This is a genomic window from Fibrella rubiginis (genome assembly GCF_017353185.1).
Taxonomy (GTDB): Bacteria; Bacteroidota; Bacteroidia; order Cytophagales; family Spirosomataceae; genus Fibrella; species Fibrella rubiginis.
Window position 1 is genome coordinate 22,117 of sequence record NZ_JAFMYV010000008.1, and the last position, 13,910, is coordinate 36,026.

At 53.6% G+C, this 13,910-nt stretch carries 10 protein-coding genes; 6 read left to right on the forward strand and 4 right to left on the reverse strand.

Annotated features, from left to right (window positions below; genetic code table 11):
* The first annotated feature begins 25 nt into the window (after positions 1 to 25).
* Both J2I47_RS15795 and J2I47_RS15800 read left to right on the forward strand, forming a co-directional pair.
* The gene (locus J2I47_RS15795; RefSeq protein ID WP_207365563.1) at positions 26 to 2,986 is read left to right on the forward strand and encodes an FAD-binding and (Fe-S)-binding domain-containing protein; all 2,961 of its coding nucleotides are present in this window, start codon (positions 26 to 28) and stop codon (positions 2,984 to 2,986) included.
* Positions 2,987 to 3,071: 85 nt separating this feature from the next.
* Positions 3,072 to 5,051, forward strand: a complete 1,980-nt coding sequence (locus J2I47_RS15800) for a M1 family metallopeptidase (protein WP_207365564.1) — start codon at positions 3,072 to 3,074, stop codon at positions 5,049 to 5,051.
* 115 nt (positions 5,052 to 5,166) lie between these two features.
* Here the strand turns inward: J2I47_RS15800 and J2I47_RS15805 are convergent, their stop codons facing one another.
* Positions 5,167 to 6,138, reverse strand: a complete 972-nt coding sequence (locus tag J2I47_RS15805) for a quinone oxidoreductase family protein (RefSeq protein ID WP_207365565.1) — start codon at positions 6,136 to 6,138, stop codon at positions 5,167 to 5,169.
* A gap of 125 nt (positions 6,139 to 6,263) precedes the next feature.
* Here J2I47_RS15805 and J2I47_RS15810 point away from each other — a divergent pair, with 125 nt between their 5' ends.
* The gene (locus tag J2I47_RS15810) at positions 6,264 to 7,619 is read left to right on the forward strand and encodes a vanadium-dependent haloperoxidase (protein ID WP_207365566.1); all 1,356 of its coding nucleotides are present in this window, start codon (positions 6,264 to 6,266) and stop codon (positions 7,617 to 7,619) included.
* Between the two features lie 97 nt (positions 7,620 to 7,716).
* Here J2I47_RS15810 and J2I47_RS15815 read toward each other — a convergent pair whose 3' ends face one another.
* A complete protein-coding gene (locus tag J2I47_RS15815; RefSeq protein WP_207365567.1) occupies positions 7,717 to 8,466 on the reverse strand; it encodes an ABC transporter ATP-binding protein in 750 nt (249 codons plus the stop codon).
* Between the two features lie 8 nt (positions 8,467 to 8,474).
* Positions 8,475 to 9,206 carry an MlaE family ABC transporter permease gene (locus J2I47_RS15820; RefSeq protein ID WP_207365568.1) on the reverse strand — a complete coding sequence of 244 codons (732 nt, stop codon included), beginning with the start codon at positions 9,204 to 9,206 and terminating at the stop codon, positions 8,475 to 8,477.
* 131 nt (positions 9,207 to 9,337) lie between these two features.
* On the opposite strand from J2I47_RS15820, the gene J2I47_RS15825 reads away from it, so the two are divergent.
* Together J2I47_RS15825 and J2I47_RS15830 are read left to right on the forward strand one after the other, a co-directional pair.
* Positions 9,338 to 10,012, forward strand: a complete 675-nt coding sequence (locus tag J2I47_RS15825) for an SDR family oxidoreductase (protein WP_207365569.1) — start codon at positions 9,338 to 9,340, stop codon at positions 10,010 to 10,012.
* Positions 10,013 to 10,097: 85 nt separating this feature from the next.
* Complete coding sequence (locus J2I47_RS15830) at positions 10,098 to 11,930, forward strand: ABC transporter ATP-binding protein (protein WP_207365570.1); 1,833 nt, start codon at positions 10,098 to 10,100, stop codon at positions 11,928 to 11,930.
* Between the two features lie 28 nt (positions 11,931 to 11,958).
* Here J2I47_RS15830 and J2I47_RS15835 read toward each other — a convergent pair whose 3' ends face one another.
* The gene (locus J2I47_RS15835) at positions 11,959 to 12,504 is read right to left on the reverse strand and encodes an IMPACT family protein (RefSeq protein ID WP_229374669.1); all 546 of its coding nucleotides are present in this window, start codon (positions 12,502 to 12,504) and stop codon (positions 11,959 to 11,961) included.
* 216 nt (positions 12,505 to 12,720) lie between these two features.
* Here J2I47_RS15835 and J2I47_RS15840 point away from each other — a divergent pair, with 216 nt between their 5' ends.
* Positions 12,721 to 13,827, forward strand: a complete 1,107-nt coding sequence (locus J2I47_RS15840) for an LBF_2804 family protein (RefSeq protein ID WP_207365571.1) — start codon at positions 12,721 to 12,723, stop codon at positions 13,825 to 13,827.
* Positions 13,828 to 13,910 lie beyond the last annotated feature (83 nt).

Here is a 13,910-nt window from a genome sequence, read left to right on the forward strand (position 1 = left end):
CTGGCGCTTTCGTCACTAGTTGAATATGACCAAGTTAATGGCCCCGTTGCCAAGCCAGTATACTGGTGAGTTCCATACCGATAGCACCACCCGTACTCTTTATGCTACCGATGCCTCAGCCTACCGCGAAATGCCACTGGCAGTGGCCGTACCCCGTTCGGAGGTTGATCTATCGTTGCTGGTCCAGTATGCCCGGCAGCATAAGCTCCCCCTGATTCCGCGCACGGCAGGTACATCGCTGGCTGGACAGGTGGTAGGCAACGGCATTGTGGTCGATGTATCGAAATACCTCAACAAGATCCTGGAAATTAACGTCGATGAACGCTGGGTGCGCGTACAGCCTGGTGTAGTGCGCGACGAGTTAAATCAGTTTCTGAGACCACACGGCCTTTACTTTGGGCCAGAGACCTCAACTGCCAACCGGGCTATGATCGGCGGTATGGTAGGCAACAACTCCTGCGGGTCAAACTCCGTAGTCTATCGGGCCACGCGTGAGCATACCTTGTCAGTCAAGTCAATCTTGTCTGACGGCTCGACAGTAGAGTTTGGTAATCAATCAGGCTGGGAGTATACCAAGGCCGTGGGCGAAGCAAGCCGCAGAAACGGGTCGGCAACGCTGGTTGATCAAATTCTGCTGAAAACAAATGCCCTACTGAGCAACCCAACCAATCAGGCTGAAATTCGGGCGCATTTTCCCAAACCCAGTATCGAACGCCGCAACACGGGCTATGCGCTGGATGAACTGCTGAATTGTGAACCGTTTACGCCCGGTGGCGAGCCGTTCAACTTCTGCAAACTCATTGCGGGTTCAGAAGGTACGCTTTGTTTCATGACCGAAATAAAGCTGAATCTGGTGCCGTTGCCCCCCAAAGAAGGTGGACTGGTTTGTGTGCATTGCCACAGCATCGACGAGGCTTTGCGCGCTACCCTGGTTGCCCTGAAGTATAAGCCGCAGGCCGTTGAGCTCATCGACGATATTATTCTGGAACGGGCCGATACTAATTCGGCGCAACGTGCCAACAGCTTCTTTGTCCAGAAAACCCCCGTCGGTGGTTTCCCGATCATCCTTGTTGTTGACCTCTCACGCCCCACGCATGACGAGGTAGTGGAGGCCGCGGCACAAATGGAGGCCGACATGCGGGCGGCGGGTATGGGCTATCATTTCCCGCTCCTCTTCGGCGAGGATACCAAGAAAGTATGGATCCTGCGCAAAGCCGGACTGGGCCTGTTGGGTAACCTTCCCGGCGACGAAAAAGCCGTGGCCGTGATTGAAGATACTGCGGTGGATGTCAACGACTTACCGGCCTATATCCGCGAGTTCAACGAGATCCTGAAAACCCATAACATGGCGTCGGTGCATTATGCCCATGCGGGGTCTGGCGAGTTGCATCTTCGGCCCATTATTAACCTGAAGACCACCGAAGGACACCGGCAGTTCAGGATGATTGCCGAAGAGATTGCTACGTTGGTAAAAAAATACAACGGCTCGCTCTCTGGCGAACATGGCGACGGGCGGCTACGGGGTGAGTTTATTCCGCAGATGGTGGGCGCGCACAACTACGAATTGATGCGGGAGATCAAACGCCTCTGGGACCCGGAAGGCCTGTTTAACCCCGGCAAGATCGTGGATACACCACCCATGGATACGTTCCTGCGGTACGATGCCGATCAGCAAACGCCTGACTTTCAGACCTATTTTCGCTACCACGACCAAAACGTATTGCAACACGCCGAGCAGTGCAATGGGTCGGGTGACTGCCGGAAAACGGAAAAGTCGGGGGGAACCATGTGCCCTAGTTACATGGCTACCCGTAACGAAAAGGACACGACGCGGGCACGGGCCAACATTCTCCGCGAAATGCTGACACGGTCGCCGAAAGAAAACCGGTTCGACCACAAAGAGATAAAAGATGTGTATGACCTCTGTTTGTCGTGCAAGGCGTGTAAGTCAGAGTGCCCGTCGAACGTGGATGTGGCGAAGCTGAAGGCCGAGTTCCTGCAACACTATTATGATGCCAATGGAGTGCCCCTTCGGTCGCGACTGGTGGCCAACTTCGCGCAGTTATCTAGCCTTGCCAGCTACGTACCCTGGGCATGGAACGCCGTATTAGGTACCCCAGCCCTACGTAGAATTGCCAACCGTCTGGTGGGTTTCCACCCCGACCGGACTATGCCGCTGATGCATTCCGACACGTTGCTGAGCTGGTACCGCCGTACCTGGCCGACAGCGTCGGAGAACAAGCCGATTAGTGGTCGGAAACTGTACCTGTTTTGCGATGAGTTTACCAACTATAACGACGTACCCGTTGGCCACAAAGCAATCAAATTATTAGGTCGGCTGGGTTACGAAGTTATCATTCCGAAACATGGCGAAAGTGGCCGGGCGGCGCTCTCGAAGGGGATGTTGAAGTACGCTAAAACCCTCGCCGAGCGCAACGTATTGGCCCTGCGTAACCTGATCACCGATGAAACGCCGCTGGTAGGCCTGGAACCCTCGGCCATCCTCACGTTCCGCGATGAATACCCCGATCTGGTCGATGCGTCACTGGCCGACGATGCGCGCCGGATTGCCAAAAATGCGCTGACGTTTGAAGAGTTTATTGCCCGTGAACTGGACAATAAGCGCATTGATTCACAAGCCTTTACTGACGAAAAACGGCTGGTAAAAATCCACGGCCACTGCCAGCAAAAAGCAGTGTCGAACATGGACCACAGCAAGCGCATGCTGGCGTTGCCGAAGAATTACTCGGTTGAGCTAATTCCGTCAGGCTGCTGCGGCATGGCAGGGTCGTTTGGCTATGAAAGAGAGCACTACGACGTGTCGATGCAGGTGGGCGAGCTGGTGCTGTTACCGGCTGTTCGTGGCATGGCCGACGACGTGATTATTGCCGCCGCAGGCACTTCCTGCCGCCACCAGATTCACGACGGGGCACACCGCACAGCCAAACACCCGGCTGAGATTTTGTACGAAGCTTTACGCGAGTAGTGTCAAGCCCAATTCAGTACACGTTGCAGTCTGGGTTCGGATGCATTTTCGTACTTTCGTGGGTATTTTATCAGTCACCGACTTAATGAAAAAATTCCTCCTTGGCGCCGCCTGCCTTCTGAGCTGGCAGAGCATGGCCCAAACTTCATCAACCACTGGCACAGCGGGTTACGATGCCAAAGTGCTGTTTCACCCGCTGTTTAATATGCAGCCGGGCAACGATTACCGCACGGGCAGCGGTGCTCCCGGCCCTCGCTACTGGCAGAACCGGGCCGACTACAAGATCAATGTCAGCCTCGACGATGTGCAGAACACGGTGACAGGCGAGATTGAGATTACGTATAAAAACAATTCGCCCGAAAGCCTCAACTACCTCTGGCTGCAACTAGACCAAAACGCTTTTAGCGACTCGTCGCGAGCGGCCAAGACCACACCCATTCAGGGGGGGCGGTTTGGCAACAAAGACTTCGCGGGGGGCGATGCCATCACGGCGGTATCTGTAGAGCAGGGTGCCAACAAAAAATTCGTTCCGGCCAATTTCCTTATCACCGACAGCCGGATGCAGATCAAGTTGGGTGAGGCTCTAAAGGCCGGCGGTGACGTGGTAAAGGTGAAGATCGCCTACATGTTTAAGGTACCCGAATACGGCTCAGACCGGATGGGGCAGGTGAAACGCAAAGACGGCATTATCTACGAGATTGCGCAGTGGTACCCCCGCATGTGTGTTTACGACGACATTCAGGGCTGGAACACGCTTCCTTACCTTGGCGCGGGTGAGTTCTACCTCGAATATGGCGATATCGATTACGCCGTAAATGTGCCCTGGGATCATATTGTGGTGGGTTCGGGCGAGTTGACCAACCCGACAGAGGTGCTGACTGCCGAACAAATAAAACGCTTAGCACAAGCCCGCACGAGCGATAAAACGGTGATCATTCGCAGCAAAGATGAAGTAACCAACGCCAACACTCGGCCCAAGCAGTCGGGTCGGTTAACGTGGAAATTCCGCATCACCAACACGCGGGATGCGGCCTGGGCTTCATCGAAGGCATTTGTCTGGGATGCCGCCAAGATCAACCTGCCGAGTGGCAAAACGGCCCTGGCGCAGTCGGTGTACCCGGCCGAAAGCGCTACGGATGATTCGTGGAACCGCGCTACGGAATACGTAAAGCACAGCATCGAGTTCTATTCGGGCTATGTCTATGAGTATTCATACCCCGTAGCGACCAATGTGGCGGGTATTGTGGGCGGAATGGAATATCCCGGCATTGTTTTCTGCGATCACCGCGACAAAAAAGATGCGCTTTTCAACGTGGTTGACCACGAATTTGGCCATAACTGGTTCCCCATGATCGTGGGCAACAACGAACGGAAATACGCCTGGATGGATGAGGGTTTTAACACCTTTATCAACTTTCTGTCGACGGCAGCCTTTAACAAGGGCGAGTACAATCGGGAGCGCGGCACCATGCACGACGTGGCCCCTGCCCTGTATTCACCTCAGGAGCCGATCATGACCATTCCCGATGTGCAACCCGCACGGGCACTAGGTATTCTGGCCTATTACAAGCCTGGCATGGGCCTACGGATGCTGCGCGAGAGCGTACTTGGTCCCGAACGCTTCGACTACGCCTTCCGGCAATACGTAGCACGCTGGGCGTTTAAACACCCCACGCCACACGATTTTTTCCGGAGCATGGAAAACGGCGCCGGCGAAGATCTCGGCTGGTTCTGGCGTGGCTGGTTCTTCGAAACCTGGAAACTCGATCAGGGGGTAAAAGACGTGAAATATGTGGACTCTGCCCCCGAAAAAGGCTCGACCATCACCATCGAAAACCTCGACAAGCTGGCTATGCCTGCGGTAGTAGAAATTCAGGAAAGCAATGGCAAAAAGACTCGTATGAACTTGCCTGTAGAAATTTGGCAGCGCGGCGGCACCTGGAGTTTCCGGGCCAATACTACCTCGACCATTTCGCGCGTAACCATTGACCCCGACGAGAAACTGCCCGACTATAACGAACGCAACAACGTTTGGAAAGGCGAGGCCACCAGCCAGGGAAACTAAGATCTGTTTGGTTGTTTATCGGTTTAGTTGTTTTACATGCAAAACGGCGACTCGTTAGGGTCGCCGTTTTGCGTAACGAACAGTCTAATGGAGCAAACTGCTCCATTAGACAAAATCACGGCACCAGAATCAGCTTACCCGTAGTACCACGGCCTTCAAGGTCCCGGTGAGCCTGGGCGGCATCAGCAAGTGAATAAGGTGGCTGGATGAGAACGTTCAGTTCGCCTGAGGCTACCCAGTTAAAAATAGCTCCGGCACGTTCCAGCAGGGCAGATCGGGTAGCAATGAAATGCCCCAGCGAAGGCCGCGTCAGCACCAGTGAACCCCGGCGCATCAGTTCGGTCAAGGCTACGGGGGGCACCTGTCCACTGGCCGAACCGTAGGAGGCCATCATTCCCAGGGGGCGCAGGCTATTCAAACTTCCCTCGAAGGTGTCTTTGCCCACGCCGTCGTAGACCGCATGAACGCCCTGCCCACCCGTGAGGGCCTTCACCGCCTCAGCAAAATCGGTTTTGGTGTAAATAATCACTTCATCGGCTCCGTTGGCTCGGGATAGTTCGGCTTTGTCTGCTGTGGAAACGGTGGTAATGACCCGCGCCCCCCGCCGACGAGCTATCTGGGTTAGCAGCAAGCCCACACCGCCCGCGCCTGCATGGACCAGAACGGTGTCGCTGGGACGGATGGGGTAGACCGTGAAGGCCAGGTAATGCGCCGTCATACCCTGTAGCAATACGGCCGCTGCCTGTTGGTCGCTGATGTGGTCGGGCAGGGGAATGAGTTTATCGGCGGGTACAGCAGCATACTCAGCATAGGCGCCTAACTGCGTGGTGTAATACGCTACACGCTGCCCCACCGCAACGTCTTTTACGCCTTCACCCACTGCCTCTACCATGCCCGCGGCTTCGTTGCCCAGCACAAATGGAAGGGGAACGGGGTACATTCCCTTGCGGTGGTAGGTGTCGATATAGTTTACGCCGATGGCGGTGTGACGCACCAATACCTGTCCCGCAGCCGGTTTAGGCGTAGGGACATCGACCAGCGTAAGCACTTCCGGGCAACCCGTTTTGGCTACTTGAATAGCATGCATTGTGCTAACTAATGAGATTTGAATTATAGATCAAAGTAACGCCATAAGCGCGCTATGTAGCTTGTACTTATCAGCGATTTTAGCGTAATTTTGTAAGACGTATCTTTGATTAACCAACACGTAACATGAAAAAATCGCTGCTTTTCAGTACACTACTGGCACTGCTGTTTGTAGGCCTGAGCGGGTGTCAGAAGCAAGCCAAACCGGAGGAATACATGCCCAAAGCAGCCAATCCGGAGCGTTATAATGCCTGCCTGAATAAACTGACTCAGGTAGTCATTCACGACATTTTTTCGCCACCTGTGGCTAGCCGCATCTACGGTTACGCTACCCTGGCGGGCTACGAAGCCATGGCCACCTTTAACCCTGATTATGAATCGCTGGGGGGTAAGCTAAAGCGGTTTAAGTCGCCGCCTAAACCCGAAGCCGGGCAAACTTACTGCTACCCTATTGCCGGGGCCAAAGCCTTCCTAACTGTGGCCCGCGCCCTGACATTCTCGGCTGATTTCTACGACGAGTTCGAACCAACATTCTACAAACAGTTCGAGGACGATGGCGTGCCCGACGACGTGCGCGAACGGTCAATGGCCTACGGCGAAACCGTGGCCAAAGCCATTCTGGATTTCGCCGCTAAAGATACCTATAAGCAAACGAGGGGGTTCAAACACACCGTCACCAACGAAGATGGCACCTGGGTACCTACGCCGCCTGCTTATATGGATGCCGCCGAACCGCAGTGGAATCATATCCGCTGCTGGACGATGGACACCTGCAACCAGTTTCAGCCACCCAAGCCTTTTAAGTTTAATACAACTAAAGGGTCTGACTACGAAAAAGAGCTGACAGAGGTGTATAATGTGGGCAAAAACCTCACGAAAGACCAGACTGAGCAAGCTTATTTCTGGGACGACAATGCTTTTGTGATGAACGTGGCCGGGCACGTGTCCTACGCTTCGAAAAAGATGACACCGGGGGGACACTGGCTGGCTATTGCACAGACCGTGGGCCGGCAGCAGAAACTCGACCTGATGCGCATGGCCGAAGCCTATGCATTAACCTCATTTGCCCTGGCCGACGGGTTTATTGCCTGCTGGGACGAAAAATACCGCAGCAAAACCGTCCGCCCCGAAACAGTGATCAACAAGGTGGTCGATCCAAAATGGGCACCGTTCCTGCAGACCCCACCCTTCCCCGAATACCCCAGCGGACACAGCACTATTTCAGCTGCTGCTGCCACTGTGTTGACCCAGCTTATGGGCGACAATATTGCCTTCACTGACTCAACCGAGTACAAGTATGGGCACGGGGTACGCTCATTTAAGTCGTTTAAGGATGCCGCCGACCAGGCCTCAATCAGCCGCCTATATGGTGGTATTCACTATCGGTCGGCGTTGGTCAACGGCGCGGCAATGGGAGCCAAAGTAGGTCAAAACGTACTGGAAAGGGCAAAAACCCGCAAAAGCGAAGTAGCGGCAAAATAAGCAGCCGTGGGCAGCGGCAGTAAGCAAAAAAGGCTTACGCAGAAGTGTAATGCTCCTGCGTAAGCCTTTTTTGCTTACTGCCGCTGCTCACGGCTGCTTATTTCCTCTCCAACTCCCGCAACAGTTTGTTGGCGTAGATAAACTCGTTCAACTCTTTCACATCGGAGTGGGGCAGGCTATCACTATTGCCTTCCCAGAGCTTGTGTCCTTCATAGAGAAACATAATTTTCTCGCCGATTTCCATCATCGAGTTCATGTCGTGCGTAATCACCACTGTCGTGATCTTGTACTCGTCGGTAATTTCTTTGATGAGCTGGTCAATCTTGATCGACGTGAGCGGGTCGAGGCCGGAGTTGGGTTCATCGCAGAAGAGGTATTTGGGATTCATAACAATGGCCCGCGCAATACCCACCCGCTTTTTCATCCCTCCCGAAATCTCAGACGGCATCCGCTGTTCAGCGTTTTCCAGTCCTACGCGTTGCAAACTAGCATGAGCACGCTCTACCTTCTCATCTTCACTCATCTGCGTGAGCATGTCGAGCGGAAAACGGACGTTGTCAAACACATTTTTCGAGTCGAACAGGGCCGACCCCTGAAAGAGAACGCCCATTTCGCGGCGTATGGCCTTGCGGGTGTTTTCGTCGGCGGTCAGGAAATTACGGCCATCGTAGAGTACCTCACCTTCGTCGGGGGTTACAAGGCCAATCATACACTTCAGCAATACACTTTTGCCGGTACCACTACCGCCAATAACCAGGCTGGTTTCACCTGGTTGAAATTCGCCATCTACACCCGCCAGCACCTGGCGGTCGCCAAACATTTTGGCAATATTCTTAATCTCTATCATACTGTCTGTTAGGCCAGTAGCAATTGGGTAAGCACGAAATCGGCAACGATGATGGAGATACAACTGGCCGTAACAGCGTTGGTAGAGGCGTTACCAACCTCCAACGCACCCCCGCTTACGTTGAATCCCTGATAAGCCGAAATGGTGGCAATCAGAAAGGCAAATACTTCCGTTTTAATCAGCGCGAATTTGATGCCAAATGGGTTGTAGCTGAAGCGCAGACCAGTCATGAAATCTTCGTGCGAAATAACGCCTACGAACACCCCTGCCAGATAACCGCCCAGAATACCCAGAAACGCAGCCATAATGGTCAGCAACGGAAACATGAGCATGGCGCCAATCACCTTCGGCAATACCAGATATGAGCTCGAATTGATGCCCATCACCTCCAGCGCGTCAATCTGTTCGGTTACACGCATGGTACCCAACTGGCCCGCGATACTTGAGCCGACTTTTCCGGCCAGTACAATGCTGCTGATGGTCGGCGCAAACTCCAGAATGGTGCTGTCGCGCACAATGAAAGCAATGATGTTGCGCGGCACGAAGGGGTTATCGAGGTTGTATGCCGTTTGTACACAGGTTACTGCGCCAATGAACGAAGCCACAATGGCCACAATGAAGACCGAGTTTACGCCGATGTCGACGCATTCGTCCATGATTAAGCGCAGATATACTTTGAGACGTTCGCGGTTGCGGACTAGCGTGCCCAGAAAAATAAAATACCGACCAAGGGTAACCATAGTAAGGGGGAGAACGAGGTGCCAGACCGTAATGGTCATGTATAGTGGCACTATCAGAAAGAACGACCCGACCCGGCGAATGGTTTCGGGGGCGGCTTCCGTTTGATAGCTGAATGGCCGAACTTTGCCCCATGAATAAGCTAATTGTGGTTACCGGTGGGTCGAAAGGTATTGGCCGGGCCATTGCCGAACTCTTTGCCGGGCGTGGTTATGATGCTGTGGTCTGCGCCCGCTCCGTCGATGGCATTGTAGGAGAACGGATACTCCCCTTTGCCGCTGACCTCAGCACCCGCGAGGGCGTCAACGCGCTGGTGGGGTACGTGAAGAGACTGAACCGACCCGTCGACGTGCTGATCAATAACACGGGCACGTTCCAGCCTGGGCAGATCAGCAACGAAGCCGAAGGCACGTTTGAAACCCTGATGAACACCAACGTAGCCAGTGCCTACCACCTTACGAGGGGCCTTGTGGGCGATATGATTGCCCGGCGAGCGGGATATATCGTGATGATGTGCTCTACAGCCAGTATTACAGCCTACACCAATGGGGGGTCTTACTGCATCTCGAAGTTTGCGCTGCTGGGTATGAGTAAAGTACTGCGTGAAGAATTAAAACCTCACAATGTGCGCGTGACGGCCGTTTTGCCCGGTGCCACGCTCACCGCCAGCTGGGAAGGTACCGACCTGCCCACGAGTCGCTTTATGCAAGCCAGCGACGTGGCCGAAACCGTTTGGGCTGCCTGCGCCCTCCCTCCCACTGCCGTTGTCGAAGAAATCCTCATGCGCCCTCAACTAGGAGACATTTAAGGGAATGTACAATGTACAATGAGCAATGGCCTTGTAATCAGTGCATTCCGAATGCGAAGCCATTGTTCATTATACATTAAAAGATATGAACACCTACTTCCGCCTTCTTTCGTTTGGTAGGCCGCTGGGGCGATTCCTGGTGCCATATGTGCTTACGTCACTGCTGGCGGCGGTGTTTGCCACGGTCAACTTTACACTGCTGATTCCGCTGCTTAACGTACTGTTCAATCAGACCGATACCGCCAAAGTGCAGGCGATGCTGACGAAGCCCGCCCCTGCCCACTGGTACGATGTCACGGCCTGGTTCAACTACTATTTTGCTTACTTCTTCCGCGAGTATGGGCAGATGGGTACGTTGAAGTTCGTCTGCGTAGCCGTGGTGATTTCGGTGCTGAGCAGCAATATTTTTAAGTATCTATCGGTCAGACAGTTAGAGTCATTCAAAGCCAGAATGGTGGCTACGCTGCGTGAGACGGTTTTTGCGCGCGTGCTCAACCTGCACCTCGGCTATTTCTCCGATCAGCGAAAGGGCAATCTCATTTCCCACATCACCACCGACGTGCAGGAGGTTGAAAACTCGATTGCTAATACGCTCTCTGCCGCCTCGAAAGAACTCTTTACGCTGATCAGCTTTCTGATCGTGCTGTTTAGCATCTCTACCCAACTTACCCTGGTGGCGTTTCTGGTTATCCCGGTGTCGGGGGTAATCATTGCCACGTTGGTGCGGCGGATGAAACGCGACGCCACCCAGGGCCAACAACGCCTTAGTGGTCTGCTAACGGTGCTCGACGAAACCTTCGGGGGTATGCGTGTAGTGAAAGGATTCAACGCAGAACGATTTGTTTTAGGCAAGTTCCAGTCTGAAAACAACGGCTACCGACAGGCCGTACGGTCGCTGGCCAACCGCCGTGAACTAGCTTCGCCTTTTTCGGAATTCATGGGCGTGACGGTGCTGGCGGGCATTTTGCTCTACGGCGGTTCACTGGTATTATCGGGACAGTCGCCGCTCACGGCGGGTGAGTTTGTGGCTTATCTGGCCATTTTTTCGCAGGTGACACGTCCCGCCAAAGACATATCCAATGCCTTCAGTGCCTCGCAACGGGGATTGGTTTCAGGTAAACGGGTACTGGATCTGATCGATGCGAAATCAGCCATCGTTGACAAACCCGACGCTGTTCAACTTACTGATTTTAAAGACGTTATTTCATTTGAGAATGTCTCGTTTGCTTACGAAACAGCTACGCCTGTGCTTCGCGACGTAAGCTTTGAACTGCAGAAAGGAAAGACCATTGCGCTGGTTGGTTCATCGGGCGGGGGCAAATCAACGCTGGCCGATCTGGTGCCGCGCTTCTATGACCCCACATCGGGCCGGGTGTGTATCGACGGCCACGACCTGCGCGATTGCCAAACGGCCTCGCTACGAAACTTAATGGGCCTGGTGACCCAGGAGAGCATCCTGTTTAATGATACGGTGTTCAATAACATCGCTTTTGGCAGCAATGCCACCCCCGCCGAAGTGGAGCAGGCCGCCCGCATCGCCAACGCCCACGACTTTATCAGCGCCATGCCCAACGGCTATGAAACGCCCATCGGCGACCGCGGCAGCAAGCTCTCCGGTGGGCAGCGGCAGCGCATCAGCATTGCCCGCGCCGTGCTGCGCAACCCACCTATCCTGATCCTCGACGAAGCTACCTCGGCGCTGGACACCGAATCAGAAAAGCTTGTACAAGAGGCACTTACGCGGCTAATGGCTAACCGCACCACGCTGGTGATCGCCCACCGTCTCAGCACCATCCAACATGCCGACGAGATTCTGGTGATTCACAAAGGCCAAATTGCCGAACGTGGCACGCACCAATCCCTGTTATCTACCGAAGGCGGCTATTACTGGCGATTGCAGACGATGCAACAGGGATAAAAGTAGTTTACACGTTAGACCTTGAACGTTAAACGACCTTTACCTCCACATCTCTTAATCCTCCAAATCGGTTCAAGGCGCTGTTTGTCAGGGTTTTTCTTACGGAAATAACCAACACGCAGGCTGTGTCAAAATCCTGTTTGAGTACTGTCAGGCCCTGCTCCTTCACCACTCTCATTACGTCGTTCATTTGCTCGAAAGCAAAGCTAATGCGTAGGGTATCGGTCAATACACCGTCAATGATTTTGGCTTGATCAAGAGCCGCGTTAGTGGCCATTTTGTAGGCGTTGATTAGGCCTGGTACACCCAGCAACGTGCCGCCAAAATAGCGTACCACTACCACAAGCAGGTTAGTCAGCGGGTTGTCGGGTAAGTCGCGGGCATAGATCATGTTCAGCATAGGCCTCCCCGCCGAGCCGTTCGGTTCGCCATCATCGTTTACACGGAAAACAGACCGGTCAAGCCCCAGCCGCCAGGCGTAGCAGTGATGGTTGGCTTTAGGGTGTTGCTGTCGAAGCCTATCGAGGTATACTTTGGCCTCGCCTTCGTCCTGGATGGGATAGGCATAAGCCAAAATTTGCTGCCCCGGTCGCGGAAATCACCTTCGGCTGGTGCAGCCAGGGTGCGGTAGGTATCACTGAAAAGCATCTGGATCGTTGGGGTAAAAAGGAAAGCTGATGACCAGCATTTGTGCGTGACCACTTACGTAGCGGGTTACGCTGAGCATAAACACGCCCGGCCTTTTCTGAGTTATATGATTTACAAACCATCCACCATGCACGTCTCCACCATGTCAAACCAACCCCCCGAAAATACGCCTGGGCCAATTGACCAGTTGGCTTTGCGGTACCTTCGGCGGGCCCTCGACGCGAGCCACCCGACTGATGAGCCGTACGTGCTGAATGAGATGGAGGCCTATGTGATCCACAAAATTAAGTGGCAGACGCTGGGTATGGCCGGTTTATTTGGCGCCTTAGGCGTAGTCTTGCTCTACCTCCCGCAGTATTTCTGGCCTTCCTTTTTCGACAGTACATCGCTGACGCTTCTCGATTACTCGGTTGAAGCTCCCCTGATCACTGCTTTATACGGTATTCTGCTGGTATACCTGGAGATCTACGCTTTACTCTACATTAACCTGCGGGCTGTGCGCTATATCATGGCCGTTTGCCAGTTTCCCCGCCATCACGATGCACAGTATGAACGGCACCTTAAAACCCTTGCCGATGCTGCTCAGGAGAAAGAGAATGAATCCATTTTGCGCTTTAGCATCGACCCCTATTTGGGCCTACCACGCTGGGGATTGATGTTTTATTTCATCATCAACCGGCTGAAAGCTGTCCTGAGTAATATGCTGTTGAAGTTTGTTATGAAGCGTTTGTTTGGCCGCTTCGTAATTCGGCAGGTAACCGATTTGGTTAGCATGCCCGTCTATGCCTTCTGGAACGTATGGGCATCGCACCGGGTCATTCACGAAGCCAAAATCCGGGTGATGGCCCCGCTGACGATCCGCGAATTTGTCGAGAATTTGCACGATGAGTGGAAGCACGACGACGAGTTTCGCCGTCTTATTCCCGAAGCCCTGCAGTATGTGGCTATCTTAAAACGGCAATACAACTATGCTCATCTGCTGTTGACAGAAAGCCTAACAAATCGTTTTGGCATTCAGTCAGTTAAGCCAACCGGCGATTTCCTGACGTTGCTCGAAAGAACATCTCCGGCATTGCGCCGCCCCCTCGAACGATTGGTAGTTTTTGGCGTACTCATCGACGGTGACCTGTCGTGGGTCGAAAAACAGCAGCTGCGTAAGCTCAAAACACATGGCTGGCTCAGCTATTCTCTGGAAGACATTGAAGCTATTGGAGAAGAATATTATAAGGGCCGGGGGCTTTGGGTGTGAAGGTTAGTCTAAAGTTTAACGTTCAAGGTCCAATGTTGCTTCGCGTGCTTAGTGCTGACGCGAAGCAACATTGGACCTTGAAC

Bases quoted from the DNA above. Each gene is read 5' to 3' on its own strand.
- J2I47_RS15805 (WP_207365565.1), bottom strand. From the start codon at position 6,138: ATGCATGCTATTCAAGTAGCCAAAACGGGTTGCCCGGAAGTGCTTACG.
- J2I47_RS15795 (WP_207365563.1), top strand. From the start codon at position 26: ATGACCAAGTTAATGGCCCCGTTGCCAAGCCAGTATACTGGTGAGTTC.
- J2I47_RS15820 (WP_207365568.1), bottom strand. From the start codon at position 9,206: ATGGTTACCCTTGGTCGGTATTTTATTTTTCTGGGCACGCTAGTCCGC.
- J2I47_RS15800 (WP_207365564.1), top strand. From the start codon at position 3,072: ATGAAAAAATTCCTCCTTGGCGCCGCCTGCCTTCTGAGCTGGCAGAGC.
- J2I47_RS15815 (WP_207365567.1), bottom strand. From the start codon at position 8,466: ATGATAGAGATTAAGAATATTGCCAAAATGTTTGGCGACCGCCAGGTG.
- J2I47_RS15825 (WP_207365569.1), top strand. From the start codon at position 9,338: ATGAATAAGCTAATTGTGGTTACCGGTGGGTCGAAAGGTATTGGCCGG.
- J2I47_RS15810 (WP_207365566.1), top strand. From the start codon at position 6,264: ATGAAAAAATCGCTGCTTTTCAGTACACTACTGGCACTGCTGTTTGTA.
- J2I47_RS15840 (WP_207365571.1), top strand. From the start codon at position 12,721: ATGTCAAACCAACCCCCCGAAAATACGCCTGGGCCAATTGACCAGTTG.
- J2I47_RS15830 (WP_207365570.1), top strand. From the start codon at position 10,098: ATGAACACCTACTTCCGCCTTCTTTCGTTTGGTAGGCCGCTGGGGCGA.